Here is a 26,424-nt window from a genome sequence, read left to right as displayed (position 1 = left end):
CATCATCAAAGTAAATCACATGAAAAATAATTCACTGAAATATATACTGGCGATCCCATTAGCGGCCACCATGATAGCGGGATGTTCTAAATTTGATAAGATCAATACCAACCCCAATCAAACAACACAGGTGGGGGCAGATCTGTTGGCTACCCAGATGATCCTGAATATCACAAGAAGCAGCATCAGTACCACTAAAGGATTTATGCAGCCCTACCTGTTGGGTAAATACCTTACCTGGGGAGAAGGACAGGAGAATTTACAGTATAATAAATTCGGGAGAAGCAACTTTGACCGGTTGCTGCAGTTGCGCAATATCCCGCCTATGGTCAATGCTGCACTGGATGAAGAGGCCAGAAAATCATACAACGGACTAGGTCACTTTATCCGGGCATGGCAGTTTTTTCAAACTACGATGCAGGTAGGCGATATTCCTTATTCGCAGGCGGGTAAAGGCGAAGCGGAAAATATCATTCAGCCGGAATATGACACGCAAAAGAAAGTGTTCCTGGGTATCCTGAATGAACTGGATAGCGCGAACGCATTGTTTGCAACAGGAAAAGATTTTGCAGGCGATCCTATATATAGCGGTAAAGTAGATAACTGGCGCAGGCTGGTCAACAGTTTTGAATTACATGTGTTGATGAACCTGTATAAAAAAACTGGTGATGCAGATTTGAAAGTGGTGGAACGTTTTAAAGATATCGTAGCCAACAGACCATTGATGCGTTCTTATGCCGATAATTTTGCATTGACTTATACTCCTGCTGCTGGTCAAAATTATCCATGGTCCGATGTGCCGGCGGGTTCAGGTAATTCATTTGTGAAATCGAATTATACCATGCTTTCAGCAACGTTAATCGCGCCGTTGAAAACATTGCAGGACCGCCGCCTGTTCTATTATGCAAAACCTTCTCCTGTAAAAATTGCTGCAGGAAAACTACCCAGCGATTGGGATGCATATGTAGGTGCAGAACCATCCAACGCATTTTCTGCACTGCAAACCATGCGTGTATCTAAAGATTATTCTGATCTGAACAATCGCTATGTAAACCTGGTAAGTGCAGAGCCGGTAAGTGTATTCAGCTATCCTGAATTGCAATTTGTACTGGCAGAAGCCACTGTACGTGGATGGATTTCCAGCACAGCGGCTCAAACCTATTATGCAAATGGCATTACCAATGCCATGAAGTTTACAGCTACCTACACACCAGATCAGGCTGATTTTCATCACAACATGAAAATGGATGATGCTTATATTCAGGCATACGTTACTTCCGTAGCACTCACTGGCAATATGCAAAATCAGTTGTCGCAGATCATTACACAGAAGTACGTCGCAGGCTTCCTGCAAGGTTGCAACTATAATGCGTGGTATGAACAAAGACGCACCGGCTACCCGGCATTTGTGTTGAATAGCACAACTAATCTGAATACGCCAGGTACACAGTTTCCGGTAAGATGGTTGTATCCTGCCAACGAATTAAGCTATAACAATGCAAATATGGATGCTGCTATTCAACGGCAGTTTKGTGGAAGTGATAATGTAAATAGTGTAATGTGGTTGTTGAAAGACTAACATCTTTTATAAAACAGGAAGGCCCGCATCAGCTGATGCGGGCCTTCCTGTTTTATAAAAGCGCTATAATATTCTCTGATAGATTAGCCTCATTCCCTCCGGGTTTTTATCCCACACATAAAGCAGGTTCTTTTTTATTTCGATATAGTAAGAATTCTGGTTCCCAAGTTTGAGTTGCCATCTGGGGTCAGCATCGATGTCGGCCTGTACAACGTTATAGGTAGTTGCTACCAGCTGTAAATCGTCTACCAGCAATCTGTATTCTCCATGCTGGATAATTAATTCCTGCCTGTTTGTTATCCTGGATTCCAGTCCAATCATGTCGCCGTCTGCTTTTATAAGCAGCCACTTTCCTTCAATTTTTGTTGTAGAAGTATCCTCTTCTTCTTTTTGGCAGGAGGAAATAAGTATAAACAGGAGGAAAGTAGCTATCCAGTATTTTATTTTCATAGTAAAGGGTATTAATTGGCCAATAGCTTGCAATTGGCGATGGTTTGATTTATTTTTTTCTGGAAATCATCCATGTAAGGCACGCTGGTACCGGTATCTATGGAGATTTTGGTGGTGTCGGCAGGTGTTTCCTGTATGTAGGTGAATGTTTCGAAGGAATTGTCTGCCGCGCCGAGAAGACTATAGCTGCTTACCAGTGTATCTGCTTTGATGGTGGTTTGCGGAAAACTGGTGAGGTATTGTTTCAGACTGTCATGAACATTACCGGGTAAAGTAGTGGTGTCACTTTTGTCTCCGGTATAAGTAATTTCATAGCTGGCATCAGCGGTGATCTGCAGCTTTTTGGTATGCGGTACCGGTACATTGCCGCCGCCGAAATTAACAAACAAGGCATTACCCTTTGAAGGAGGTGCAGTGGTATTTCCGCCTTTGTTTTTACAGGCTGCAATACTGAAGGAAGCAATTAGCATTACTGCTACCAGTGATTTTGGTGATGTCATAATAGGGTTATTTAAAACGATGAATAAGGAAGCTGTTTCATTCCCGTAAAATTTAAACAGCCCACCAGTATTAATTTCCTGCTAAAGGGATTAAGGTCTCAATAGCTTACAATTGATAATGGTTTGATTTATTTTTTTCTGAAACTCGTCTATATAAGGTACAACAATACCTTGATCTATGGTGATTTTAGTGATGTCGTCAGACCTTTCGGGTACATAGCTGAACCGTTGATAAGGGATGTCTGATGCTCCCAGAGCACTGTACTTAGCTGTTTGAGGATCCGCTTTGATGGCTGCACGTGGAAAGCTGGAGAGGTAGGGTTTCAAACTATCATGAATACTACCGGATAATTGAATGATTTCCTTTTTTTCTCCGTTAAACCTGACTTCATAGCTGGCATCGGCAGTGATTAGTAGTCTTTTATATGGGAACTCCGCAGATGCCGCTATCTGGCTGTTGAAATCAATAAAAAGCGCATCCCCTTTAGGAGCAGGAGTTATGTTATCTTTCTTACAGGCAACAATGCTTATAGTGGCTAATAGCAATATTGCTATTAATGATTTTGGTGAGGTCATAAATAAAGGTATTTTATGTATGTTAAGCGTGGGAGCAATGGGAAAGTTACAATTTCGGGCAGGATTTGTATAGCTAGATAAGGGGAGAAAAAGCCACCTGACGTGGTATCACGTCAGAAAAATATTTGAGAGAGGTACAAAAAACAGGCGCCTTAGTTCACTATTTTATTGGCGCAGCTGCTGCTGGCAAACGCTTCAGGTTTGGCTTTGAAGGCAAAGCCCATACCCAGGATATAACCCATTGCTTCGCGCAGGGCCAGGTTACTCTTGAACTGAGGGTTGGTATTGATGTCTGCATGAACTTCCATGTCTACATTATATTCAGTAAACAGGTCACACAGTTCATACGCAATCTCAATACTCTTGCCTACTTCTACCAGCATGCGCTCTTTGATAGAATAGCGGTTTTTGGTTTTTTCATTGTGGATAAACATAAATCCGCCATGACCTTCCCGAAGGAAAACGATCACTGTAGCGAATTCAGTATCCACTCCTTTTACCTGGGAATCAGTGCCAATGCACACTTTCAGACGAAATCCCTTAGCGGTTTCGCGAACAATGGCTTGTCGTACTTCCTCCTTTACCGGAAGGTGGATGACCTCTCCATTAAATCTTCTCCATTGCATAAAATGTATATTAAAGGGTGAACATGCAAATTGGGTTATGCTATAATGCCTGCCTGTCGAAGTAATGCCATGCGTTTGGTGGGTCAACAATATGGGATGCGTTCATTGGGGGATAACAGCAATATATACGAATATACGAAAAAGCTGTTAGCAATTACCAACAGCTGCACGTTAAAAAAATGAGAAGAAAGAAAGAAGAGATGCGGCTAAAACTGGCCAGTACTGAGTAGTACCAGTGTGCAGGCTTCTACCGGTTGAATATTATGCTGCCTGGCAATATCTTCCAGTTCCTCGTTTTCTGCACCCGGATTGAATATAATGCGGCGGGGTTGCAGCTGCAGTATGTAGTCGTAATACGCTTTCTGAGCAACAGGATTCAGGTACATGGTAACGGTATCTACTTTCTCCAATGCCGGATGTTCGGTGATCACCGGGATATCCCCAATCGTAGCCACACGACTCCCGATAGCCACTACGGGATGGCCTTTGGCGGTAAGTCTGTTCACAGCCATATTGCTATATCTTTCGGGATTGGGTGATGCACCCAGTACCACGGTGAGTTTTTTATCGTTGCTGGTTTCCATACCACTAATTTACGGAATTCAAAACAAGTGGTAAGCATGCCGGGGCAGATGAGTCAGGATATCCTGGAACGCATCTTTTAACAACGGAAAGGTAAAAGTAAAACCTGCCTGTTGTGCCCTGGATGGTAGTACCCACCTGCTTTTCAATAGCAGCTCCGTTTCTGTACCGATCAGGGCGGCTCCTATTTTTAATAAAGGAGCTGGGGCCGGCAAGCCAAATACATGGCCGGTAGCTGCCCGCAATGATTGCATGAATACTTTATTGGTCACCGGATTGGGAGCCGTACAGTTGTAAGTGCCGCTGCCCGTTTCATTTTCGTATAGCCAGGCTATCATCCTGCATACATCTGTGATATGTATCCAGGTAAACATTTGTTTGCCACTGCCCTGATAGCCGCCCAGACCGAACTTTGCCAGGTTCAGATAAGGCTGCATAACACCCCCGGGCTGCCAGCCTAAGGTAACGCCTATACGTAGTATTGCTTTTCGTGTATGCGGCAGGGTAATATCGTTGAAAGTTTTCTCCCATAATTTGCATACCTGAACAGAGAAATCATTGGCCATCTCCCCATTAAATTCATCCATGGGATGGTCCTCCGCGTGCCGGTAGATGGTGGCGCTGCCTGCATTGATCCATACTTTGGGCGGATTTTTCAAGGTCTGAATGGCCGCTCCTAAAGCGTTGGTGGCGTTGATGCGACTATCCAGTATGGCTTGTTTGTTTTGCGGGGTATAGCGGCAGTTGACACTTTTGCCAGTGAGGTTAATCAACAGGTCCGCATTTTCCAGTGCTGCGGTCCATTTGCCGGCATTTTTACCATCCCAGGCTATATAGCTGATCCGGCCGGCAGCAGGGCGTGGCGTGCGGGTAAGGATGATAATATCGTTCTCCTCTCGGAAATATTCGACCAGGCTTTTGCCGATAAAGCCGGTGCCGGCAGCGACGATGATGCGTTTATTTTTCACGATAATTGATCGTTTTCAAGCGTTTCATAAAAAGTTAGCAGCAGGTAGCAAATCATCAGCAAGGGAGCGGAATATACCAGCCATAGCAGGCCAAACAGGGCAAAGCCAATATTCATCACGCTGAGTACTATCAGGATGGCGCAGAGCATGAGTACAGGAATCAATATCCAGTGATATATCTTTCTGAAAAAGGAAATAGAAAACCCCTGGTGAATGATACAGCTGAAAAGCTGATAGATGAAAAGGGCTACCAGTAGTGTATTGAAAGGCTCCATAGAAGAAGAGCGTATAAAAGCTAAAAGCAATAACAGGATCTGGATAACGACATCAGTAAGTAATAAAATCCTTTTTTTCTTTCCATATTTCAGAATTTTCAGTAAAGAATGAAATATTGAAACAAAAAAAATTATTTGATGAGTTTCAGCAAGCTGCTATAGAACCAGTTTTCTTCTGATTTAATAAATGCACCAATTGTTTTATCGGTTTGTTGAGCAAACTTGGTAATGTTGGAGATGGAATCTTTGAAGGCTTTCATTTCTTTGTCTTTTGGATCGCCTTCTGCCTGCTGCAGCTGTAACAGCACTTTCATGATAGGATCCAGCTCACGTTTCTTTCTTTCGCGTGCGATATAGGTAGCTACTTTCCAGATATCTTTTTCGGCTACAAAAAATTCCTTTCTTTCACCTGGAATGAGGATACGTTCCACCAGTCCCCAGTTAATAAGTTCCCGCACATTCATATTGGTATTACCACGGGAAATATTCAGTTGCTCCATGATATCATCTGCACACAACGGATCCGGCATTACCAGCAGTAACGCGTGAATCTGAGCCATCGTACGGTTAATACCCCACTGAGCGCCTAAAGATCCCCAGGTCTGAATAAACTGTGCCTTTGCTTCCACTAAGTTCATGTAGGTTGTAATTTATAGCGTTTGACAATTTACAGGGTCAAATGTATACCAAGTTTTTGAACTTTCAAAAGATAATGAAACATTTTACGGCCCAATGACCGGATAACTCACAAAAAAGGCGGAGTGTATCACTCCGCCTTTCGTATAGCTATTATAATCAGTTTATACCAGCATGGTTACCGGATTTTCCAGGAACCCTTTCAGGGTAGCCAGGAAACGGGCGCCTACAGCTCCATCCACACTTCTGTGGTCGCAGCTCAGGGTCAGTTTCATAATGTTGGCTATTTTCACCTGACCTTTTTCCACAATCGCAGTTTCTGTGATATTACCTACTGCCAGGATCGCTGAATCCGGTGGGTTGATAATAGCAGTGAATTCATCGATACCGAGCATACCCAGATTGGAGATGCTGAAGGTATTACCGCTGAATTCCTGTGGTTGCAGTTTCTTGTTTTTGGCTTTGTCGTACAGGCCTTTTGCATCATTGGCAATCTGGCTCAGTGTTTTCTGATCAGCAAAGCGGATCACCGGTACAATCAAACCATCTTCAATGGCTACCGCAGAACCGATGTGTATATGCTGGTTCTGACGGATAAAGTCGCCCATCCAGCTACTGTTTACCGCAGGATGCTGACGTAGTGCCATCGCAGAAGCTTTGATCACCATGTCATTGAAGGAAATTTTAACCGGAGAAATTTCGTTAATAGATTTACGTGCTTCCATGGCTTTATCCATATTCACATCTATTTTCAGGTAGAAGTGAGGAGCAGTAAACTTGCTTTCGCTAAGGCGTCTGGCAATAACCTGGCGCATTTTGGTCAGCGGAATATCTGTGAAGCCTTCCTGGCCAGCCGGAACAAAGGCAGGAGCAGCAGGTGCTGCGCTGCTTGTGCTTTGAGCAGGAGTAGCTGCTTTGGCAGCAGGAACGAAGCTATCTACGTCTTTTTTGATGATACGGCCACCATCACCGGAGCCAGGAATCTGGCTGATGTCGATGCCCTTTTCTTCTGCCACTTTTTTAGCCAGCGGAGAAGCTTTAACACGGCCGTCTGCATTACCGGATGCAACTGCAGCGGGAGCGGCAGGAGCAGTAGTGGTGGCAGCAGGAGCAGTCCCGTTTTGTGAAGGCGCAGCAGGAGCCGCAGTTTGTGCAGCAGGAGCTCCGTTTTCAGCAGCCAGTATAGCATCTACACTGGTACCGGCTTTACCAACAATGGCAATGATACCGTTTACTTTGGCAGCTTCACCTTCTTTTACACCTATATATAATAAGGTACCGTCGGCATAGCCCATTACTTCCATGGTCGCTTTATCCGTTTCCACTTCCGCCAGTACATCGTCATTCTTCACAACATCGCCTACTTTCTTATTCCAGGCAACTATTTTACCTTCTGTCATGGTATCGCTCAACAGCGGCATACGGATAACAGTCGCATTTTTCAGTGCTTCTTTTAATGCAGCATCATCAGCCGGTGCAGCAGTAGCAGCAGGAGCGGCCTGTGGTGCAGGTGCCGGTGTGGCTGCAGCAGCTGCAGGAGCAGCAGTAGCCTCTTTTTTATCTTCCAGCAGAGAAGTATAATCTTCTCCCGGTTTACCTACAATGGCAATAATTCCGTTTACCTTAGCTGCTTTTCCTTTCTCCACACCAATATACAGGAGGGTTCCTTCTACGTAACCCATCACTTCCATGGTTGCTTTATCCGTTTCCACTTCAGCAATAACATCGTCTGCCTTTACTGTATCGCCCACCTTTTTATGCCATTCCGCAATCACCCCTTCCGTCATCGTATCACTCAAAAGGGGCATTCTGATAACTTCTGCCATAGTGTTTTATTCAAAATTTTGTTCAAACCTACATGTTTTTGCGCAAAAACGCAAAGAAGGAATTGTAAACTGTTTAAAAATGTCTATCTATCGTTTATATTTAATTACAGTGCCCGGATTAGAAATCCAGCTCCATATTAAGTCTGTCTTTCAGCTCTTTTACCATTGGATATTTTTCAGACATCTGCTGAAATTGTTCCCTGCTGGATAGCGGCGCAGGGCCAATATCCTGTGTTTGCTGACTTTCGTCCAGCTGCAGGGTAAGCACAATGGTAGGATTATTAAATTTCTTTTTCAGGAACTCAGCAATCACCAGCTTCTCTTCTTCCATAAACCGGAATTGCACAATGTTCCTGCTTACGATGCCTACTTCCGTAGGGGCCAGCAACTTCAGCTGTGCCAGCTGTAAGTTACTCACCACCGTCATTTTGTTGGCTTGCCGGTACAGATCAATAAATTCTTCCCAGTACACGGAAATTGCTCCCATTGTGAGTGCGATAGACTGTACCTGGGTAGTAGTTTGCTGTTTCGCTGCCATCGCCTCTTTCATGGCGGCGAGTCCGGTTAATTTGCTGGCCGGTGTGGCTGCGGTGGCGGCAGGAGCCGCTGTTACAGGCATACCGGTGCCAGAGGCTGTAGCTGTGGTATTTGCCGGCGTAGCTGCAACGGCTTGTGCCTGCGCACTTACTGGTGCTGTTGGTACCGGCTGCTGCTGCTGTTCTACGGGCAAAGCTCCGGGAGGTGTTTGTACCGGTGCTGCAGCTACCGGACTTTGTACTGGTGCTGCGGGAGGGACTGGTGTCTGCCCGGTTGCTCCGGTATCTACCGTTAAACGGGCAGCAGGCGCCGATGCAATACTTTCAGTAGTAGCTGGTTTATCTGTGATGGTTTTGGCCGTTACCGGCTGGGCAGCAGGTGCGCGCAGCTTTTGTGGTACCGAACCATCAGGTACTAATTTTTTTTTTGAAACCTCTCCGGTGCTGTCATCGCTGACCAGCGTTACCGCCTGTTGCAGATAACATAACTTGATGAGGGCCATTTCCACATGTAAGCGCTTATTACGCGCCATGCGGTAATTGATCTCTGTTTCGTTGAGCAGGTGCAGGGCTGTGATCAGGTAAGCGGGGCTTATCTGACCGGATAACTGCTTGTAGCGCTCTTTCAGATTACCGGATACTTCTACGAGGTGAAGCGCTTTGTCTTCTTTACACAACAACAGGTTGCGCAAAAATTCCGCCCAACCATTCAGGAAATTATCTCCTTCAAAGCCCTTTTGCAAAATTTCGTCAAACAGGAGCAGCGCACTAGCTATATCCTGCTGTAATACGGAATCCATTACCCGGAAAAAATAATCGTAATCCAGGATATTCAGGTGCTCCAGTGTATTCTGATAGGTAAGATGTCCGCTGGTAAAGCTGACAATCTTATCCAGGGTACTCAGGGAATCACGCATACAGCCATCCGTCTTCTGGGCCACCAGATGCAAGGCATCGGTTTCTGCCTCAATATGCTCTTTGGTACAGATTTCCTGCAGATGGTCTACTGTATCCTGTATGGTAATACGTTTAAAGTCGAAGATCTGGCAACGGCTCAGGATAGTAGGCAATATCTTGTGCTTYTCTGTGGTAGCCAGGATGAAAATCGCGTATGATGGCGGTTCTTCCAGGGTTTTCAGAAAAGCATTGAATGCCGAGGAGCTGAGCATGTGTACCTCATCTATAATATAGATCTTATATTTTCCTGCCTGTGGTGCAAAACGGACCTGTTCCACGAGGGTACGGATATCATCCACCGAGTTGTTGGAGGCAGCATCCAGTTCATGGATGTTGAAAGAACTGCCTTCATTAAAGGATTTACAGGAATGACATTCGTTACAGGCTTCCCCATCCGGCTGCAGGTTTTCGCAGTTAATGGTTTTAGCCAGGATACGTGCACAGGTGGTCTTTCCTACTCCGCGAGGTCCGCAAAACAGGAAGGCATGCGCCAGCTGGTTATTGCGGATGGCATTTTTGAGAGTGGTGGTAATATGTGCTTGTCCTACAACAGTTGAAAAGTTCTGTGGACGGTATTTACGGGCTGAAACGATAAAATTCTCCATATGACTGCTACGCTTTCGCGAGCGCCGAAAATACGCACAAATTCAGTAAGAGAAAAATGCACAGCAGGAACGGCGCTTTGACAGGGTGTTATTCCCCTGATTCTAACGTTAAAATAAATTCCAGGTAGGCCTTTTTTAATAATATGATTCCATTATTATAATGTTCCATCATGGCAGAACTGATTTCATGCAGCTCCTGGATAGCTACATAATCGGGTATCATATCTTCCATAAAGGTACAGTCCTGCTGCCGGAATTTTTTGAGCTTCTCGTTCAATCCTTCCGGAAAGGAACTATAGAGGGGAGAGTTACTGATGTTTTCTGTCATCATGCGGAAACTCCAGCATTCGGCAGATAACTCATCAAAAAGTGCCGGCATCGACTCCATATCATGTTCACCTGTATTAAAGAGGAGGCTGATGCAATGTATAATCCGTATCACCTGATCATTCAGCTGATGGCCGGTTTGCTGATATTGTAATATCTGAAGATATTTCTCTTTTAGCAGCTGGGCAGTAGCTGGATTTTTTTGATGTGCAATAGTGTAGTGATAACGAAATGCTTTCTGGTCATGTGTCTGGAGCCATTCCTGTTCGGCAGACACTTTTTCCGATAGCATCCGTGCCAGTTGTCTGGCCCGGGCAGCACTGTATTTCTGTCCGTCAAATTCAAAATAGCGGGTCTGAAACTGCCCGCTACTGATTGCCTGAAGGGTTTCAGCATCCTGACGGTCACGGTAAAATGTCCGCATCCTCACAATGATATCCGGATGATATATCGTTTGAATACCACAATTTTCGATTTCTTCCGGTAGTAGCAAGTGGGTGTATCCTTCAGTCATTTCATTGAATGGCCGGTTGTCATAATAATCATTAAATACCTTGGGATATTCATATAGCTGGTGACGTTGAGCCAGTTCCTCAATATAGCTGTCCGGGCTGATTTCGGTGAATGTTTCCGCAGCAGGGAGAACGGTGAAATTATATACCAGCGCAGTCATTTGCTCCTGCAAACGCTCCGGTTCTCTGAATAACCCCCAGGCACTGCTGCTGATTTGCCTGCATGATACATTCGCCTGCAGGTAATGCGCCTCCCGGTCTTCTCTTGTAAGATGGGACGTCCATTGCTCCCGTAACTGCACCCTGCTTTTCAGGAAGGTTTGAAAATAATTGTCTGTAATAACAGGTAGTCCGGCGCTGTCAAGTGCCAGGTGATTCTGGGCGGCATAGTAATGAATGAGGGCGCGTTGTACCCTGAAAATATTGGAAAACCGAACCGCTCTTTCCGCGAGGTCAGGCAGTTTATGAAAACAGTGATCCAGACAGTAGCTGCCCATTTCTAACCGGCGTAAGCCGCTCACGGCGGTTTCAGTACTGGTAAGGCCCACTGCCACCGTATCCGTATAAAATTCCATTTCCCGGCTTAAAGTGAGGTACTGCCTGTTAATCAGGGAATATATTTTCCTCAGCACTAATTGCATGATATTCAGGATCCGGGTAGTGATATGGGCAAAAAAACTTAACAGACTTCCACCATGGCTCCATCGTACTTCCATTTCCTCCCACCGCTCATTTTCGTACAGCATATTATACAACGTCTTATTTAAGGTGTATATATAGCTGCCCAGCTTCATACTTCGCTGTGAGAAATGCGTGAATTCGTGTGCCAGTAGCATTTTAAGTTCGCTGATATTCACACTATTGACAAGCCCCAATCCAATCTCCAGGTTTTTACGGGTAGGCCAGAACAAACTTAAAAAGCTGGAATTGTGAAAAACAGTGGCATTCATGTCGGGCACTACAAATATTTTCTTTGGGAAACGAATACGCGTGTCTTTTACCAGTTGAGTAATAAAGTCGAATAAATCAGGATGGTTATCGGCAAAAATCTGGGTACGATATGGGTTAACTGCGGGACGCTTATTAAAAAGAAACTTAATGAGGAAAAACAATACCATCCCTCCCAGTAACACAAGACTAAGTCCTATGATGCCGGAAATCCAGGTAGGATAAGTGCGGAATAGTATTATCCCTCCTGATACAAAGGTCACCGCCAGGGCCACCGCTGTGAGCAATAATACCACGTAAAGAATAAAGAACAAGACAACGCAGCTGATGGCTTTCATTATCTGTTGCCTAAATAATAACGTGGGCTGAACAAGTGCCAGATCCGCGTTCTCCGGGCACTCAGGATATAAGTTGGTCATAACAAAACATCAGGTTAGATACGATCGTAACAGCAAAAGGGATTTAAATGTATATAATATTCAGTAACTTCTTTGCTACTCTGAGGCTATCGGATATTTATATGGGCTGCTGAGCAGCGCTCCTGATTTGGTTTTTATGGGATTTTTCAAATGTATATATTTTATAATAATATATTAGTTGCCACATGGTCAATAGTTTTTTTTGAGGAAAAGTTACGGAAAGGTGTTTCTTCATTGCGAACGACAGTTATTCAGTAAAAATTGTCCTAATGACACTTTTTTCAACTACATATTAATGGCATTTTTTCATGTTTACCCTCAAAAATAACGGCCGGTAAAGGCGTCACACTTATTTAAGAAGATCGGATACTGATAAAAATTACAGCAGGCAATGTTGAGAATAACAATTACCGCTTTCATGCGTTACGATGCGTGCGACCTTTCCATAACCGGACGCATTCCCGGAGCAGCCGATCAGTGGCAGTATCCGGATGCAGGAGATATACAACGCCTGCAGCCGGATCACTTCATTACCCCACCATTGGGTGCCTTTTATATGGAATAGTTCGGTCGAATAAATAGCGGTAGGTAGTCAGTTGTCTGGAAGGAACTGCACCAAGATTTTCTGCTACATTCTGCATTCTCGGGTTAAAGTCGCCGATCCACTGCATTTCATAATCTACATAGTGTGCCATATCAGTCTGGATAAGCTTAGCGCCTTCTACAATCATATAGGCATCTATCCCTTTCCCCTGGAATTCCGGTATAATACCGAATATAATCCCTATCATTTTTTTGCAATAGCCGGTTTGTTTGAGCCACAGGAACTTCAGTTTTTGGAGGAGCCCAAATTTTCCATTCATATGCTTAATATACTGATTGAGATCCGGAAGGTTGAGCCAGATAGCAATAGGTTGTTCATGATGATACACAAACCAGGCGATCTTTTCATCGAGCAATGGCTTCATCTGCTTAAAAAGGGCGAGCGCCTGTGCCTTTCCCATTTCCTTGCCACCTCCATGCTGTGCCCAGGCTTTGTTGTATACTATACTGAAAGCTTCTGCAAATTTCGGCAGCTCATTTTTCCGGATATGTATCGCCTTGTAAGCAGGATCTGCTGCGATATGAGCATGGCGTTCAAAAAACTTAGGTTGTAACTGATCACTTACCTTCATTCCAAAGCAGATCTGGTTAAAGAAAAGCTGGAACCCATATTGCTCAAATAAACGGATGTAATAAGGCGGGTTGAAATTCATGCAGTAAATGGGTTCATGAAATCCCTGTGTAAGTAATCCCCACCAGTTATTGCGTTCGCCAAAGTTGATAGGACCATCCATAGCCCTCATACCTCTTTCCTGCAGCCATTGTTTGGCAGTGTCAAAAAGTAAGTTGGCTGCCTCCTGGTTATCGATACAGTCAAAGAATCCAACACCTCCCACCGGACATTCGTCCCCTTTATTTTTATATTTCTTATTTACAAAAGCTGCGATCCTGCCAATGGACCTGCCATTATCATCTTTTAAAATCCATCTGATAATTTCTCCATGACGGAATGCCTTGTTTTTCTCTGGATCAAATACTACGTTTATATCCTTATCCAGCGGCCTTATCCATCCAGGTACATCTTTATTTAATATTACATGCACATCGAGAAACTGCCGGGCTGTTAGTTCATCGTTTACAATAATCAGTTGCATTGAGACCATTTGTACAAATGTAATAAAAACTGCATTGGCATTATTTTTTCTCTCTTCCAAACCATGAAAAGAACTTACGTTTATCCCGCCATACTGTTGCTGCTGGTAGTTGTATTCGGCCTTGGCTATTGCCAGCAACAACGGCACGTACACAAAGTATTGTCTGAAAACCAGCGCCTGTGGAACGAAAACCGCGATTTACGCAAAAGCCTGGATCAATTCGGGGCAGTAAGCCAGCAGATTACCACCCACCAGGAAGTGCAGCAAAGAACAGCCGGACAGTTTATTGAACGCAGGGCTTATTATCGTCGCAACTGGCAACAGTTTATCGCAGTAACAGCAGGAGACTACCGCACCGGATTGCTGGGGGGCATTAAAGACCTAAACGTCACCGTAAATAATCAGACGGAATACGCCCTGGATAATGTGGTGGTGAAAGTGGAGTACATGCGGAATAACAATGAAATTTTTAAAACTGAACAATATACCATCAGTAATATTCCGGAGAAGGGAACACGTAGTATTGCTGCTTCCAACAGCCGCAAAGGGAGCAAGGTAAATGTGAAACTGATGAGTATTACCAGTCAGCCAATGAATTTTTGCTGGTCCGTTACCAAACCCATTCCTCCCGGAAATCCGGATCCTTTTGAATGCGTACCGTCTGCTAAGGATAATCAGTAACTTAGCTAAATGATTGATATGATACCCGTTACCATTGCTGATGAAGCAATAAAGGATTTGTATGAAGAAGCTTTTCCTAAAGCAGAAAAACGCCCCTGGGATTGGCAACTGGCGCTAATTGCTGCCGGTAAAATCCAGATACTGCGTATTGTGAAGGAAGAAGAATACTTCGCCGGGTTTGTGTTTTACTGGAAATTGCCGGCGTTTAATTTTGTTGAGCACTTTGCCATTCATGCAGATGCACGTGGAGGAGGTGCTGGTACACAGGTAATGCAGTTATTGGAAAAAAAGTTAGGTACGATTGTGTTGGAAGTAGAACCTCCTGCAACAGAACAGGCTATACGCAGAATTAAATTTTATGAGCGGCTGGGCTATCAAACCTTTCCGGACACCTATGAGCAGCCATCCTATTACCCGGAATCTGGCCCACTTACTCTGTGCCTGATGTATAAAGGATTTCCTCCGGCGGCAGCCAATTTTCAGCAGGTAAAAGATCAACTCTATAAGTACGTTTATACAAAATAAAAAAGTACGAATGAAATGCCAGACTAAGGTGATGTCATCTCACTAAACATCATTTACTGCTGGTTATCATTCGTACTTTTTTTCTATCATGGAGGTCAATGCTTATGCAGCATTAACACCTGTTGTTATCGTCCTTCGCGTGGTACGCGTTGGCTCTGACCTTGTGGTTGTTCCTGTCTCTGCGGCTGTTCTTGTCTCTGTGGCTGTTGTCTCTGTGGTTGTTGCTGCGGCTGTTCTCTCTGTACACGTTGCTGTTGTTGTTGCTGCTGTTGCTGTTGTCTCTGCTGCTGTTGCTGTTGTTCCCTTTGTACGCGTTGCTGCTGCTGTTGTTGCTGTTGTTGAGCCCTTTGCTGTTGCTGCTGCTGCTGTTGTTGTACCCGCTGTATACGTTGCTGATCCTGCTGTTGTTGTTGCTGCTGCTGTACGCGTTGTTGCTGTTGCTGCTGCTGTTGTTGCTGTTGTATCCTTTGTTCTTGCTGCTGTTGTTGTTGTACCCGCTGTATACGCTGCTGTTCCTGCTGTTGTTGTTGCTGTTGTCTCTGTTGCTGTTGATCATTTGTCCTGTCTGGTGTAATCCTGGATGGTCTGTTATAATTCCCAGGGGTATTATTTCCTGGTTGTGTGGTACTACCTGGAGTTACTCTTCCGCCGCCATTGTTATTGGCAGGAAAGCTACCATTGTTTACCGGTTGATTTGTTTCACGGCCCGGAATAACCCTGCCTCCATTATTGGAAGGGGTGTTGCCTGTATTGTTGTTACCGGTATTACCTGGCGTTACACGGGTAGGACGGCTATTATCTATTGATTGTACCGGCCTTGTACGATCCGCTTCACGGCCTCTCTGAATGGCGGCAGCATCCGGACGATAAATTTGTAAACGGTTGTTGTCAACCCTTCCCGTACCTGGTCTGCTCATGTTTTCCACTCTTACTGGTCGCACCGCCTGACCGGAATAACGTTGCACATCGTTGGCGTTAGGTCCTGAATATACTCTGTTACCACGGTAATTATTGGTGTTGTTGATAATAGTCGTGTTGTTAATAATCGTCACATTCCGGCTGTTATTAACGTAGTAGTTATTTATACGCGGACTGTTGATATACTGTCTTGGCACAAACGCCCAATAGTTAGCAGGTGCATTATAAGAATACTGTGGTCCCATTGGCGCCCATCCATAATAGTCACCACCTGTTCTCCAGCTTACCCATGCCGGACCCCAGTCATTGCCTGGTACCCACATCCAGCCCTGGAAATCATCAAATAACCAACGGCCGTAGTGGAAAGCAGCCCAACCCCATGAATAATCAGACATCCAGGTCCAGCCATAGTCTGTATAAACCCAGTGCCCATTAGAATAATAAGGTCTGAAATCGCGGCCGGCATTAGGTATCCATACCTGGTCATATCCGGGATAACTTACCCAGCGGCCATAAGGGCTCAACTCATCATAAAATGAAATGGAACCGCTTATTTGTACCTGCGGGCCAGATCCATAAGAAGAACCGTATTGATCATATTGATCATTGGAAACAGGTGCATAAGTAGATGCACAACTGCCCAAAAAGAATGATATAAGTAACAGGGATACTCCTGCGTGTTTCATTAATCTGTTCATAACTCCTGTTTTTTAGTCCTGATAGGTTGTTTTATAGTAGACCCTGGAGATGTAATGAATGTTGTTGTGCGTAAAATTATTTTATCTCAACAAGCATTTTTTTAATGGTTTCGAATACTGTTTAGATGGCGGCGTCATGTTTAAATGTTAAAGGAATTTGTTAAATTTTTTATAACGCTTCATGCTGCAGTTCCCGCGCTATATACGTTGTATGACAAAAATGGTTCCAAAATAATATTCCGCTGTAATAGCTTGTCATACAGGGTTTAATGAAACACTTATGGGAATAATAAAACATTACTGTAATATTGTGGCAGCTGATTTAATTTATAAGATGGCCTCATTTTTTAGTATTCATCATATCTTTTTTACCGCATTAGGATATTCGGTTAGTTACATCGAGTTTGTTGGCACCTTAACAGGGTTGTTATGTGTTTGGCTGGCCGCCCGGGACCATATTTTTACCTGGCCGGTAGGATTGATAAATGTGAGCTGTTTCTTTATTCTTTTCTGGCAACTACAATTGTATGCAGACATGTTTCTGCAGATATATTTCTTTGCCACCGGTGTTTACGGCTGGCTTTTCTGGTATAGAAAACAACCCGAGAATGAGCCGATATACGCTTTGGGAAACCGGCAACGATGGCTGCTGGGGGGAGCTGCTATCCTGCTTTCCGGGGCAACGGGCTTTATCATCAGCCGTTTGCATACCTGGTGGCCAGGCGTGTTTGAACATCCCGCTGCTTATCCTTATACCGATTCACTGGTGGCCGTTTTAAGCGTATTTGCCAATATTATGCTGGCGAAAAGAATCTGGGAAAACTGGCTGCTGTGGGTATTGGTAGACGTGGTTGCCACTATCATTTATTTTCAGAAAGGTGTCAAATTCCTCGGAATAGAATATTTCATCTTGCTCATCATCGCTACGCTGGGACTGATGAAATGGGTGAAAGCCTATCAGCAGCAATCCCTGCCAGCTAAACCATAACAATTCATAACACCATCACCTATGTTCACTACTAAGCAAAAATTCAGGCGTATAGCCGTTGTGTTTATCTCCATTTTTGTTGTAATGTTTCTTTTCAGAATTCTTTATGGCTATACCTACAAAGGGTTTCAGTATGAGGAGACAGGAAACAATAGTTTTTTGTCTGGTATTGAAAAACAGCGGAAGAATTATGCATCTGAAAAAGGGAAAGCATATGGCCCTTCAAACGCAGGTCCTGCCAGCGTTACGGGGAATCAGAAATATGAAAAAGTAGCGAATGTACGATCTAAGTCATCGCATTTTACGGAAGATGAAAAACTGCTCCACAGTACCATTAATAAGTTCGATGCAACTGTGCAGTACCAGCAGGAGTCCGGTAATAAAGGCAACCGTGAAATCCAGTTACTGATTGGTGTTTTGCCGGAGAAGTTCGATTCCTTTTATCATGCAGCGCAGGAAATAGGTGTTATTAAATCCACAGAAATTACTAAGACGGATAAAACGAATGAATACCGCAAACTCAATGCGAAGAAGGTATCATTAGAGCAATCACTGGCTTCTCTGAACGAGCTGAAGAAAAAGGACGGGCACATTGAAGATTTCATCAACCTGCATAACCGGATTTATGAAGTGGAAACGGAATTGCAGGGACTGGGTGTGGAATTAGGGAACTTTGATTCGGAGAATGAATTCTGCACCGTGCAATTTTCGATGTATGAAGGAGCAGCCCAGAAATCAGTTGGTGGGGTGACCCGTGTGAAAGTAGCGCTGGAGTGGACGATCAAGTACTATGCGGTACTGGTGGCCAGCATTTTTATTGCGGCTGCTGCTGCCTGGATATTGCTGAAACTATTGCAGTTGGCTAATGCGTTGATGGCCGCCAATAAAAAAGAGTAAAAAAATGCCGGAGCAATGGCTCCGGCATCCGGTACTTACACCGTGTATTCACCCACTTTAGTGCCATCGTCTTTCAGCATGGTGAGCACCAGGTGTTGCTGATCGGCTTTAATTTTTATGAGGGTCCTTGAACCATCTTTGGGGCCACCACCAATAATCAGCGGATATTCATGCTGTCCTTTGGCAGGGGCATATACGCCATATTGGTGCGTATGTCCGCAAATGAGGATATCAATTTTATGTTTGTTGAATAGTCCGCCAAACAGTTCCCGGCAATGTTTTACGCCATGCCATTCACCCGAATGGTAATGAGGAATGTGCATCATGACTACTTTATGCTTTGCCTTTTTGAAGGCCGGACTTTGCAGTTGTTGTTCCAGCCAATGAGCCTGCTGTACCCTGTAGGCGTCAAAGTCAACGATACCCGCATATACCGGGTGTTCATCTTCTTTGTCTTCTCCCGTATCCAGCACAATAGCGGATACAGGCCCTATTGTAAAAGTGAAATAGTTGCCATGGCCGGGGTTATCAAAATACTGATGCCATTCCCGGGCGTATTTGCCGCGGGTTTCATGGTTGCCGCGCACATACATAAAAGGTGTTTGGGTAGAAAAGGTATCGCCGCAGGGGGTAAGCATATGGTCGATGATCTGTTGTTCATCGGCCTGGTAGTCAAATACATCTCCGTTAAAAAAAACAAAATCATAGGGATCGCTGCCGTTCAGGCCCATCAGGTGTGGGATAGAAGCGGGGCGGTCGTGAATATCGTTTATAATGACCCAGGACACTTCCTTTGCCTGCGGATCGGGTGCAGTGAAGGTGTAGGTATCGCTGCTGATGGTATCGCCGTAGGTGAGTTTATATGGCTCAAAGGACACAATGTCTTTTGAGTAGACTTTATAGCTGTATTTTTTTCCGGGCTGCAGGTGATCCAGTTCAATACGGTGCAGGCGGCTATTGGCGTCTACCAGTCCGTTGGTAACGGTATGGGCTTTCTGGTTCAGTTGGCCATCTGTGCCATATTCTACCCAGCTGTAGCAGGGGCGTGAGGTAAGCCACATCACAGCAATGGTGTGTGGGCCGGGATATTGGAGATAAGGTTTGCAAAGGAAAGCATGATCGGGGGCGGCTACTTTTTTGTTATCTGCCAGGATACCGGCTTTGGCGGCTGCGGGTACAATTCCGGTGATGCCCAATAATCCTGCTTTAGAGAGATTGCCGAGGAAGGACCTTCGGGATTGTTCACTGTTTGTCTTTTTCATATTTATATATTGTATATATCAGGATCGGGCTTAAAAATAGCAAAGGAATTAAGAAAAGGAAGCTATTTTTATATGGATGGTGGTGTCCTGTTAATGGTTATTTATAAATATTAATTATTTATAATTTGATAGACTACGCTTTACATTGCTGGCGGCTAAAAGTATATTAATGAGAAAAACGTTGAAAAATGCGGCGGGAAAAGGTTTTTTTTCGTCGTTAGCGTTTTGATTTTCACCCATTAACTCTTACCTTTGCGGCAAATTTTGGAAACTGTACGCAATGAATTGCTGCCGTTTTTGGAACAGTAACATTTTAGTATTTTTATAAACCTCTTTAAAAATATGCCTAACACAGGTAAGATCAAACAAATTATCGGTCCCGTGGTGGACGTGCATTTTGATGACAAATTGCCCGAAATCTACAGCGCATTGGAAATTACCCGCGAAAATGGTCAGAAGGTAGTATTGGAAGTACAACAGCACCTGGGTGAAGACAGTGTACGTACAGTGGCAATGGACTCCACCGACGGTATGGTTCGTGGCATGACTGTAGTTGATAAAGGCGCGCCTATTAAAATGCCAATTGGCGACCAGGTTAAAGGACGTTTGTTCAATGTGGTAGGTGAGGCGATTGACGGTTTGGGTGATATTGATGCGTCAAACGGTTATCCTATTCACCGCGATCCGCCAAAATTTGAGGATCTGGCTACTGAAACAGAAGTACTGTTCACTGGTATTAAAGTAATTGACCTGATTGAGCCATACGCTAAGGGTGGTAAAATTGGTTTGTTCGGTGGTGCCGGTGTGGGTAAAACTGTATTGATCCAGGAATTGATCAACAACATTGCAAAAGGTTACGAAGGTTTATCCGTATTCGCCGGTGTAGGTGAGCGTACCCGTGAAGGGAACGATCTGATGCGTGAAATGATCGAAGCGAACATCGTAAAATACGGTGATAAATTTAAAGAATCAATGGAACACGGTGACTGGGATGTTACCGCTGTAGATAAAGAATTACTGAAACAATCACAGGCTACGTTTGTGTTTGGTCAGATGAACGAACCTCCTGGAGCTCGTGCCCGTGTGGCATTGTCCGGTTTAACACTGGCAGAATACTTCCGTGATGGAGATGGTTCTGCAGGTAGTGGTAAGGACATCCTGTTCTTCGTAGATAACATCTTCCGTTTCACCCAGGCAGGTTCTGAAGTATCCGCACTGTTAGGTCGTATGCCTTCAGCGGTGGGTTACCAGCCAACACTGGCTACTGAAATGGGTTTGATGCAGGAACGTATCACTTCCACTAAAAATGGTTCCATCACTTCCGTACAGGCGGTTTACGTACCTGCGGATGACTTGACGGATCCGGCTCCGGCAACAACTTTCTCTCACCTGGATGCTACCACGGTACTGGATCGTAAGATCTCCGATCTTGGTATCTACCCTGCTGTGAGCCCGCTGGAATCAACTTCCCGTATCCTGTCTCCGGCTATCGTGGGTGAAGCTCACTATAACTGTGCACAGCGCGTGAAAATGATCCTGCAACGCTACAAGGAACTGCAGGATATCATCGCCATCCTCGGTCTGGATGAATTGAGCGACGAAGATAAACTGACGGTATCCCGTGCGCGTCGTGTACAACGTTTCCTGTCACAGCCTTTCCACGTGGCAGAACAGTTTACCGGTCTGAAAGGTGTACTCGTACCTATCGAAGAAACTATCCGTGGTTTTAACATGATCATGGACGGTGAAGTAGATGAGTATCCTGAAGCGGCTTTCAACCTTGTAGGTAACATCGAAGCAGCTATTGAAAAAGGTAAGAAATTACTGGAATCAGCGAATAACTAATTAAGTCAATGATCCCGGTTTTGCCGGGATCATTACCCTTCACCATTTACGATCATAACATGCTATTAGAAGTATTAACACCAGAAAGAAAATTATATGCCGGAGAAGTGTACGGAGTACAACTGCCGGGCATTGACGGTTCTTTTGAAATACTGGATAAACATGCGCCATTAATTGCAGCTCTCGGAAATGGTAAAATGAAAGTGCTGACAGATAAAACCCGTGCAGAGTTTTTTACTATCAGTGGTGGATTCGTGGAAGTGTTGCGCAATAAGGCTACCGTACTCGTAGAAGGCGCTGTAGCAGTGGAGAAATAAGCATACCAGCAAAAACATTATAATAACCAGGCCGGGTAAGATTACCCGGCCTTCGTTTTTGTCCTAACTATTCCAATCTTAGATGACCCGGTTATGAACAGGACTGTTCACCAGGATTTCCTCTCTATTCATCTATATACAATACGTTACCTGAACGACTATACGAGATAGCCGCAGTTACATACTGTACATCAATAGACAGTCCTTATCAAGGGCTGAGTATATTACCTAATGAATATGCCTTTGACGATAAATGATTAGTATTCAGGTAAGATTCTTGTGTCGGTCTATAGAAGAAGCAAAATATTTCATAGGTTTTGCCTTCATAGGTGTATTCTTATCGGTTATTTACTTACCTGAAAACGGGTTATGTAACTGGTAATAATTAGCAATTACGTTAGCAAGATATTTAATTTGTTTTAAATAAACAGCATTCCTTCTGTTCATTTTTCACTTTAAACGGCGGGCTCCACCGATGTCGTTCTTATTCAGAATATTACCATTTAATTTAAGGAAGGATCAATTGGATAATTTGCCATCAAGGCAAAGGTGCTGCCCAGGTTTTTGAGCGATTGCTGCCATATTTGCTGCTCTTTAGCATCAAATACCAGTGTTGCATCTGTCTGAGAAAGGATCCACGATTTCTCTTTCACTTCTTCCTCCAGCTGCCCTTCCGTCCACCCGGAATACCCGATGAAGAATTTTACCTTTTCAGGGTCCAGCAAGCCCTTATTGAGGGCATCTACCACGCTATCGAACTTTCCGCCCCAGTAGATACCAGGAAGTATTTCCAGTCCACCGCTAATCAGCTCCGGCTGCCGGTGAATAAAATGTATTGTGTCCATCTGTACCGGTCCTCCATAATACACCGGCACATTGCCAATCAGCACTTCAGGAACGAGATCACTGAGCGACTGGTCAAATAACTTATTGATTACGAAACCAAAACTGCCTTTTTCCTGGTATTCACAAAGCAATACTACCGTGCGCGCAAAATTTGGATCTTTCAGAAATGGATCAGCTATCAGCAAAATGCCGGGCGACAAAGTTACCATAGACATACAATTTTATAGCCTGTTCAAATTTAATTAAATGATTGAATAGTAAAGGAAAAAAAGGGATCAAGTTGAAAATTGGGTGGATAGTGTAAATTTTAAGTGTACAGTTTAGTTAATCTATTAGGGAAGAATTCCATAGATCTAAGCCTGTCAGCAGCCCGTAAGCCTGCATCTGGGATGTTTTGGAAGAAATTTTATATTCGTTGTCCCTAAATATTCTTTAAGATATAGTGCATTAAGAACACCCCATCATTACCCACAAGCATGTATTTACATTATATTGATTCCGTTTATGTTATGCCTGACACAGGCTAAGTACATACAGAAGTATTGCAGCAAAGGTGGACTTGATGTGGACTTGAGGTGGACTTGATGCGGGGATGGTATAACCGAATCGGAGGTCAAAATCAGCCATGGTAGCGCTGTTAAAGCAGGCTGTAGCTGGAGAAAGAGATATACTGCTCAAAGAAAGCAGGTATACAAGGTTTTATTCATCAAAATATCTCTGGGAAAGAGGATTTGAGAATGGCAAACGCGGGTCGAATGGCATTGAAAGAATATTGAAAAAAGATGTTCCCCTGGTTTTCAACTTAATCGGGGAAAGGAGAGATAGGAAAAATAAAAAAAGGAGGCTAGAAAACCTCCTTACCATTTTATCAACCAAAATCTAAATCGCTTATGGAACGAATCCACATCGATGTATGTAGAAAGTTTAATTACTTTGTTATGATCTTGAACTAATCAAATTTAGTACCAAGATTCTGAAGCAAAGGTAAGGAAAGAAGCATTAATAAAATCAGCAGTGGCCAGTTAAAATTACGTTAAAGTAATGTTGTATTGCTGTTAATAAAGCTGCTAACAATACCCCGCCCGGAATTTTGTATCATAGTTGCTATAGCAAACATCTTTTTTAACATATTTTACTATTTCTGTACACTTATCTTTGATGTAATTTAAAGCCTGACAAAATTTACATGATACCACTGAAGAAAATTTTCCCCGTCCTCGTTGTGCTGATTACACTGTCTCTGCTTGGAATTATTTATATCCAGGTGAGTTGGATCAAAAGTGCTATACTCATTAAACGGGAACAGCTTTTTCAGCGGTCGGTCAGTATGGCTAACGGTGTATATAACGATATGATGCTGCGCCGTGATGCTGCTGTGGTGTTTAAGCTGGATAACACCCTTCCTAAAGAATCCTCGACTTCTACAAAAGGGTTTAACCTCGATATGTCCCGAATGGGGAATAACGGCCCGGCTGTCAGTGACTTCTTTACTCCTCTGGAAGTAAAACATTGCATTGAGAACAATATGAGGAAAAATTACCTCGATTCCACAGATTTTGAATTCGCCATCGCCGGATCTGCTTCCGGATCGGAGTTTTTTACCTGGAAAATGCAGTCGCCCGGGTTTGAAAAAATGTACCAGCAAAATGAGGCCGATAGCGTAAATACCCATAAACAGTATAAACTTCATGTGATAGCACTATCCGGCCCCAATGATTTAAATGCCAGAGGAGAAAAGCTGGTCATCATCATGCCCTCAGATGATTCAATTGCGAAACAACTTGGGGTAATGATAACCGGAGGTATTTTGTTCACCATGATCATCATTATGGCCTTCGCCCTCACCATCCGGACCCTGTTAAATCAGAAAAAACTCTCGGAAATAAAGTCGGACTTCATCAATAATATGACCCATGAGCTGAAAACGCCATTGGCTACTATTTCCCTGGCAATAGACGCCATCCGGAATGAAAAAGTGATGTCTAAACCGGAAAAAATCCAATACTTCTCCGGTATTATTAAGGAAGAAAATAAACGCATGAATAAACAGGTGGAAAGCATCCTGCAATCCGCCCTCCTGGAGAAAGACGAAATAGGGCTTAAGTTGCAACCCACAGATGTACATGCTGTTATTCAGCATACCACCGATAACCTGCAATTACAACTGGCTGCCAAAAATGGGGTGGTGGATCTGCAACTGGATGCCATTAACCCGGTCATCAAAGCAGATGATGTACATTTCTCCAACCTCATCTTTAACCTGATGGATAATGCCATCAAGTATTCCAATGATCAGCTGGAGATAAAAATACAGACTTATAATACCCGTAAGAGCCTGTTTATAGTGATTGCGGACAATGGTATCGGCATGAGCCGCGATACTATTTCACGTATCTTTGAAAAATTCTATCGTGCCCACACAGGAAATGTGCATAATGTAAAGGGATTTGGTCTGGGACTCACCTATGTGAAGGCAATCGTAGATGCACATAAAGGAAAAATTAAAGTGGAAAGTACTGTTGGTAAAGGCAGTAAGTTTACCTTGGAATTTCCACAGGATTAGATAAAGGATAAGCACATGATACTTAGTGAAAAAGAAATACAGCATTTTAAGCACCCTATTGCCGTTCCGGGCATGGGGAGCAGCATGCAGGAAAAACTGAAAGAAGCCCGTGTGCTGGTAGTTGGTGCGGGCGGATTGGGAAGTCCTGTTATACAATACCTCAGCGCCAGCGGCATAGGCGTACTCGGCATCGCAGATTACGGCGTGATCAATGATGAAGATATGCACCGGCAACCGGTATACCAGATGCAGGATATCCGCAAGCATAAAGCTAAAATGGCTGCCAGCAGGCTTTGGGCGGTCAACCCATATACCAAACATTATCCTATTCTCATGCAGGTAAAACCAGAGTCGATCGGGATGATGCTGATAGGGTTTGACCTGGTGATAGACTGCACTCAGCATCTGCCCACCCACCTGGTGATCAATGATGCCTGCCTGGTGCATAACAAACCTTTCATCACCGGCGAAGTGCATAACTGGATGGCCTGGTTTGCCGGCTTTAATATGCCCCTGCCGGATGGTACTACCTCCGCCTCCTACCGCTGCGCGTTACCACTCACGGAAGATTACCGCAACTTTGATGCAGGGGCCATTGGTGCTACCCATGGTGCACTGGGCATGCAGATGGTATGCGAAGTCATAAAATATCTCATGGATGTTCCGGCAGGTATTGCCGGAAAGTTGTATGGCATTGACTATCTCCATAATCAAACCCAGGTACATGAGCTGCAACCTGATACCGCTCTCATTGAAAGTACCCGCGCTGCCGGCATTCTCACTGCGGAAGAATATGGATTGGAGATTGTACCGGATGTAGAAGATTAAACACTACAAAGGGGGATCTCATTTTTGGTACCCCGGT

Annotated in this window: 26 protein-coding genes; 11 read left to right on the top strand and 15 right to left on the bottom strand. The window is 44.1% G+C overall.

Features of this window, described 5'->3' with window-relative positions; translation table 11 throughout:
* Nucleotides 1-19 precede the first annotated feature (19 nt).
* Complete coding sequence (locus tag AC1DP6_RS06875) at nucleotides 20-1,579, top strand: SusD/RagB family nutrient-binding outer membrane lipoprotein (protein ID WP_477054156.1); 1,560 nt, start codon at nucleotides 20-22, stop codon at nucleotides 1,577-1,579.
* A gap of 63 nt (nucleotides 1,580-1,642) precedes the next feature.
* Here AC1DP6_RS06875 and AC1DP6_RS06870 read toward each other — a convergent pair whose 3' ends face one another.
* From AC1DP6_RS06870 to AC1DP6_RS06820, 11 genes are all read right to left on the bottom strand, one after another.
* Nucleotides 1,643-2,029, bottom strand: coding sequence for a hypothetical protein (locus AC1DP6_RS06870; RefSeq protein ID WP_477054155.1), 387 nt, complete (start codon nucleotides 2,027-2,029; stop codon nucleotides 1,643-1,645).
* 11 nt (nucleotides 2,030-2,040) lie between these two features.
* Nucleotides 2,041-2,529, bottom strand: a complete 489-nt coding sequence (locus tag AC1DP6_RS06865) for a hypothetical protein (protein ID WP_477054154.1) — start codon at nucleotides 2,527-2,529, stop codon at nucleotides 2,041-2,043.
* A gap of 90 nt (nucleotides 2,530-2,619) precedes the next feature.
* Nucleotides 2,620-3,105: a hypothetical protein gene (locus AC1DP6_RS06860; protein WP_477054153.1), complete on the bottom strand. Its 486-nt coding sequence runs from the start codon at nucleotides 3,103-3,105 to the stop codon at nucleotides 2,620-2,622.
* Between the two features lie 152 nt (nucleotides 3,106-3,257).
* Nucleotides 3,258-3,731, bottom strand: a complete 474-nt coding sequence (locus AC1DP6_RS06855) for a ribonuclease H-like YkuK family protein (RefSeq protein ID WP_441573540.1) — start codon at nucleotides 3,729-3,731, stop codon at nucleotides 3,258-3,260.
* 206 nt (nucleotides 3,732-3,937) lie between these two features.
* Entirely contained in the window at nucleotides 3,938-4,315 is a 378-nt protein-coding gene (locus AC1DP6_RS06850; protein ID WP_477054152.1) for a CoA-binding protein, read from the bottom strand.
* A gap of 18 nt (nucleotides 4,316-4,333) precedes the next feature.
* Nucleotides 4,334-5,281, bottom strand: a complete 948-nt coding sequence (locus AC1DP6_RS06845) for a TIGR01777 family oxidoreductase (protein WP_477054151.1) — start codon at nucleotides 5,279-5,281, stop codon at nucleotides 4,334-4,336.
* Nucleotides 5,278-5,556, bottom strand: coding sequence for a hypothetical protein (locus tag AC1DP6_RS06840; RefSeq protein WP_477054150.1), 279 nt, complete (start codon nucleotides 5,554-5,556; stop codon nucleotides 5,278-5,280). The genes AC1DP6_RS06845 and AC1DP6_RS06840 overlap by 4 nt, the downstream gene beginning before the upstream one ends.
* A 131-nt stretch (nucleotides 5,557-5,687) precedes the next feature.
* A complete protein-coding gene (locus tag AC1DP6_RS06835) occupies nucleotides 5,688-6,194 on the bottom strand; it encodes a GbsR/MarR family transcriptional regulator (RefSeq protein ID WP_133806502.1) in 507 nt (168 codons plus the stop codon).
* 162 nt (nucleotides 6,195-6,356) lie between these two features.
* The gene (locus tag AC1DP6_RS06830; RefSeq protein WP_477054149.1) at nucleotides 6,357-8,018 is read right to left on the bottom strand and encodes a pyruvate dehydrogenase complex dihydrolipoamide acetyltransferase; all 1,662 of its coding nucleotides are present in this window, start codon (nucleotides 8,016-8,018) and stop codon (nucleotides 6,357-6,359) included.
* A 118-nt stretch (nucleotides 8,019-8,136) separates the two neighbouring features.
* A complete protein-coding gene (locus AC1DP6_RS06825) occupies nucleotides 8,137-10,116 on the bottom strand; it encodes a DNA polymerase III subunit gamma/tau (RefSeq protein ID WP_477054148.1) in 1,980 nt (659 codons plus the stop codon).
* Nucleotides 10,117-10,204: 88 nt separating this feature from the next.
* Nucleotides 10,205-12,322 (bottom strand): M48 family metallopeptidase, encoded by a 2,118-nt coding sequence (locus tag AC1DP6_RS06820; protein ID WP_477054147.1) that lies wholly within the window; start codon nucleotides 12,320-12,322, stop codon nucleotides 10,205-10,207.
* Nucleotides 12,323-12,713: 391 nt separating this feature from the next.
* Here AC1DP6_RS06820 and AC1DP6_RS06815 point away from each other — a divergent pair, with 391 nt between their 5' ends.
* Complete coding sequence (locus tag AC1DP6_RS06815) at nucleotides 12,714-12,887, top strand: hypothetical protein (RefSeq protein WP_477054146.1); 174 nt, start codon at nucleotides 12,714-12,716, stop codon at nucleotides 12,885-12,887.
* On the opposite strand, the gene AC1DP6_RS06810 is transcribed toward AC1DP6_RS06815, so the two are convergent.
* On the bottom strand, nucleotides 12,853-14,019 hold the full coding sequence (locus AC1DP6_RS06810; protein WP_477054145.1) for a hypothetical protein: 1,167 nt from the start codon (nucleotides 14,017-14,019) through the stop codon (nucleotides 12,853-12,855). The genes AC1DP6_RS06815 and AC1DP6_RS06810 overlap by 35 nt on opposite strands.
* Nucleotides 14,020-14,082: 63 nt before the next feature.
* Between AC1DP6_RS06810 and AC1DP6_RS06805 the strand changes: the two genes are divergently transcribed.
* Entirely contained in the window at nucleotides 14,083-14,700 is a 618-nt protein-coding gene (locus AC1DP6_RS06805; RefSeq protein WP_477054144.1) for a hypothetical protein, read from the top strand.
* Between the two features lie 9 nt (nucleotides 14,701-14,709).
* Nucleotides 14,710-15,225, top strand: coding sequence for a GNAT family N-acetyltransferase (locus AC1DP6_RS06800; protein ID WP_477054143.1), 516 nt, complete (start codon nucleotides 14,710-14,712; stop codon nucleotides 15,223-15,225).
* Nucleotides 15,226-15,350: 125 nt separating this feature from the next.
* Here AC1DP6_RS06800 and AC1DP6_RS06795 read toward each other — a convergent pair whose 3' ends face one another.
* Nucleotides 15,351-16,841: a DUF6600 domain-containing protein gene (locus AC1DP6_RS06795; protein ID WP_477054142.1), complete on the bottom strand. Its 1,491-nt coding sequence runs from the start codon at nucleotides 16,839-16,841 to the stop codon at nucleotides 15,351-15,353.
* 334 nt (nucleotides 16,842-17,175) lie between these two features.
* On the opposite strand from AC1DP6_RS06795, the gene pnuC reads away from it, so the two are divergent.
* The gene (gene pnuC / locus AC1DP6_RS06790) at nucleotides 17,176-17,829 is read left to right on the top strand and encodes a nicotinamide riboside transporter PnuC (RefSeq protein ID WP_477054141.1); all 654 of its coding nucleotides are present in this window, start codon (nucleotides 17,176-17,178) and stop codon (nucleotides 17,827-17,829) included.
* A 21-nt stretch (nucleotides 17,830-17,850) separates the two neighbouring features.
* Entirely contained in the window at nucleotides 17,851-18,726 is an 876-nt protein-coding gene (locus tag AC1DP6_RS06785; RefSeq protein ID WP_477054140.1) for a DUF4349 domain-containing protein, read from the top strand.
* Nucleotides 18,727-18,761: 35 nt separating this feature from the next.
* Here AC1DP6_RS06785 and AC1DP6_RS06780 read toward each other — a convergent pair whose 3' ends face one another.
* Nucleotides 18,762-19,988: a purple acid phosphatase family protein gene (locus AC1DP6_RS06780; protein WP_477054139.1), complete on the bottom strand. Its 1,227-nt coding sequence runs from the start codon at nucleotides 19,986-19,988 to the stop codon at nucleotides 18,762-18,764.
* Between the two features lie 342 nt (nucleotides 19,989-20,330).
* Here AC1DP6_RS06780 and atpD point away from each other — a divergent pair, with 342 nt between their 5' ends.
* On the top strand, nucleotides 20,331-21,833 hold the full coding sequence (gene atpD, locus AC1DP6_RS06775; protein ID WP_441573555.1) for a F0F1 ATP synthase subunit beta: 1,503 nt from the start codon (nucleotides 20,331-20,333) through the stop codon (nucleotides 21,831-21,833).
* Nucleotides 21,834-21,841: 8 nt separating this feature from the next.
* Nucleotides 21,842-22,150, top strand: coding sequence for an ATP synthase F1 subunit epsilon (atpC, locus tag AC1DP6_RS06770; protein WP_441573556.1), 309 nt, complete (start codon nucleotides 21,842-21,844; stop codon nucleotides 22,148-22,150).
* Between the two features lie 503 nt (nucleotides 22,151-22,653).
* Here the strand turns inward: atpC and AC1DP6_RS06765 are convergent.
* Nucleotides 22,654-23,205 carry a YqgE/AlgH family protein gene (locus AC1DP6_RS06765; protein ID WP_477054138.1) on the bottom strand — a complete coding sequence of 184 codons (552 nt, stop codon included), beginning with the start codon at nucleotides 23,203-23,205 and terminating at the stop codon, nucleotides 22,654-22,656.
* 416 nt (nucleotides 23,206-23,621) lie between these two features.
* Here AC1DP6_RS06765 and AC1DP6_RS06760 point away from each other — a divergent pair, with 416 nt between their 5' ends.
* From AC1DP6_RS06760 to AC1DP6_RS06750, 3 genes are all read left to right on the top strand, one after another.
* Nucleotides 23,622-23,879, top strand: a complete 258-nt coding sequence (locus tag AC1DP6_RS06760) for a hypothetical protein (protein ID WP_477054137.1) — start codon at nucleotides 23,622-23,624, stop codon at nucleotides 23,877-23,879.
* Nucleotides 23,880-24,182: 303 nt separating this feature from the next.
* Entirely contained in the window at nucleotides 24,183-25,559 is a 1,377-nt protein-coding gene (locus AC1DP6_RS06755; protein WP_477054136.1) for a sensor histidine kinase, read from the top strand.
* Nucleotides 25,560-25,574: 15 nt separating this feature from the next.
* On the top strand, nucleotides 25,575-26,387 hold the full coding sequence (locus tag AC1DP6_RS06750) for a HesA/MoeB/ThiF family protein (protein ID WP_477054135.1): 813 nt from the start codon (nucleotides 25,575-25,577) through the stop codon (nucleotides 26,385-26,387).
* Nucleotides 26,388-26,424 lie beyond the last annotated feature (37 nt).

The sequence above is a fragment of the Chitinophaga sp. 01L420 genome (assembly GCF_056399985.1).
This window is presented reverse-complemented; position numbering and strand designations above follow the sequence as displayed.

Bases quoted from the DNA above. Each gene is read 5' to 3' on its own strand.
- AC1DP6_RS06870 (WP_477054155.1), bottom strand. From the start codon at position 2,029: ATGAAAATAAAATACTGGATAGCTACTTTCCTCCTGTTTATACTTATT.
- AC1DP6_RS06865 (WP_477054154.1), bottom strand. From the start codon at position 2,529: ATGACATCACCAAAATCACTGGTAGCAGTAATGCTAATTGCTTCCTTC.
- AC1DP6_RS06860 (WP_477054153.1), bottom strand. From the start codon at position 3,105: ATGACCTCACCAAAATCATTAATAGCAATATTGCTATTAGCCACTATA.
- AC1DP6_RS06855 (WP_441573540.1), bottom strand. From the start codon at position 3,731: ATGCAATGGAGAAGATTTAATGGAGAGGTCATCCACCTTCCGGTAAAG.
- AC1DP6_RS06850 (WP_477054152.1), bottom strand. From the start codon at position 4,315: ATGGAAACCAGCAACGATAAAAAACTCACCGTGGTACTGGGTGCATCA.
- AC1DP6_RS06840 (WP_477054150.1), bottom strand. From the start codon at position 5,556: ATGGAGCCTTTCAATACACTACTGGTAGCCCTTTTCATCTATCAGCTT.
- AC1DP6_RS06835 (WP_133806502.1), bottom strand. From the start codon at position 6,194: ATGAACTTAGTGGAAGCAAAGGCACAGTTTATTCAGACCTGGGGATCT.
- AC1DP6_RS06830 (WP_477054149.1), bottom strand. From the start codon at position 8,018: ATGGCAGAAGTTATCAGAATGCCCCTTTTGAGTGATACGATGACGGAA.
- AC1DP6_RS06820 (WP_477054147.1), bottom strand. From the start codon at position 12,322: ATGACCAACTTATATCCTGAGTGCCCGGAGAACGCGGATCTGGCACTT.
- AC1DP6_RS06815 (WP_477054146.1), top strand. From the start codon at position 12,714: ATGTTGAGAATAACAATTACCGCTTTCATGCGTTACGATGCGTGCGAC.
- AC1DP6_RS06810 (WP_477054145.1), bottom strand. From the start codon at position 14,019: ATGCAACTGATTATTGTAAACGATGAACTAACAGCCCGGCAGTTTCTC.
- AC1DP6_RS06805 (WP_477054144.1), top strand. From the start codon at position 14,083: ATGAAAAGAACTTACGTTTATCCCGCCATACTGTTGCTGCTGGTAGTT.
- AC1DP6_RS06800 (WP_477054143.1), top strand. From the start codon at position 14,710: ATGATTGATATGATACCCGTTACCATTGCTGATGAAGCAATAAAGGAT.
- AC1DP6_RS06795 (WP_477054142.1), bottom strand. From the start codon at position 16,841: ATGAACAGATTAATGAAACACGCAGGAGTATCCCTGTTACTTATATCA.
- pnuC (WP_477054141.1), top strand. From the start codon at position 17,176: ATGGCCTCATTTTTTAGTATTCATCATATCTTTTTTACCGCATTAGGA.
- AC1DP6_RS06785 (WP_477054140.1), top strand. From the start codon at position 17,851: ATGTTCACTACTAAGCAAAAATTCAGGCGTATAGCCGTTGTGTTTATC.
- AC1DP6_RS06780 (WP_477054139.1), bottom strand. From the start codon at position 19,988: ATGAAAAAGACAAACAGTGAACAATCCCGAAGGTCCTTCCTCGGCAAT.
- atpD (WP_441573555.1), top strand. From the start codon at position 20,331: ATGCCTAACACAGGTAAGATCAAACAAATTATCGGTCCCGTGGTGGAC.
- atpC (WP_441573556.1), top strand. From the start codon at position 21,842: ATGATCCCGGTTTTGCCGGGATCATTACCCTTCACCATTTACGATCAT.
- AC1DP6_RS06765 (WP_477054138.1), bottom strand. From the start codon at position 23,205: ATGGTAACTTTGTCGCCCGGCATTTTGCTGATAGCTGATCCATTTCTG.
- AC1DP6_RS06760 (WP_477054137.1), top strand. From the start codon at position 23,622: ATGGTAGCGCTGTTAAAGCAGGCTGTAGCTGGAGAAAGAGATATACTG.
- AC1DP6_RS06755 (WP_477054136.1), top strand. From the start codon at position 24,183: ATGATACCACTGAAGAAAATTTTCCCCGTCCTCGTTGTGCTGATTACA.
- AC1DP6_RS06750 (WP_477054135.1), top strand. From the start codon at position 25,575: ATGATACTTAGTGAAAAAGAAATACAGCATTTTAAGCACCCTATTGCC.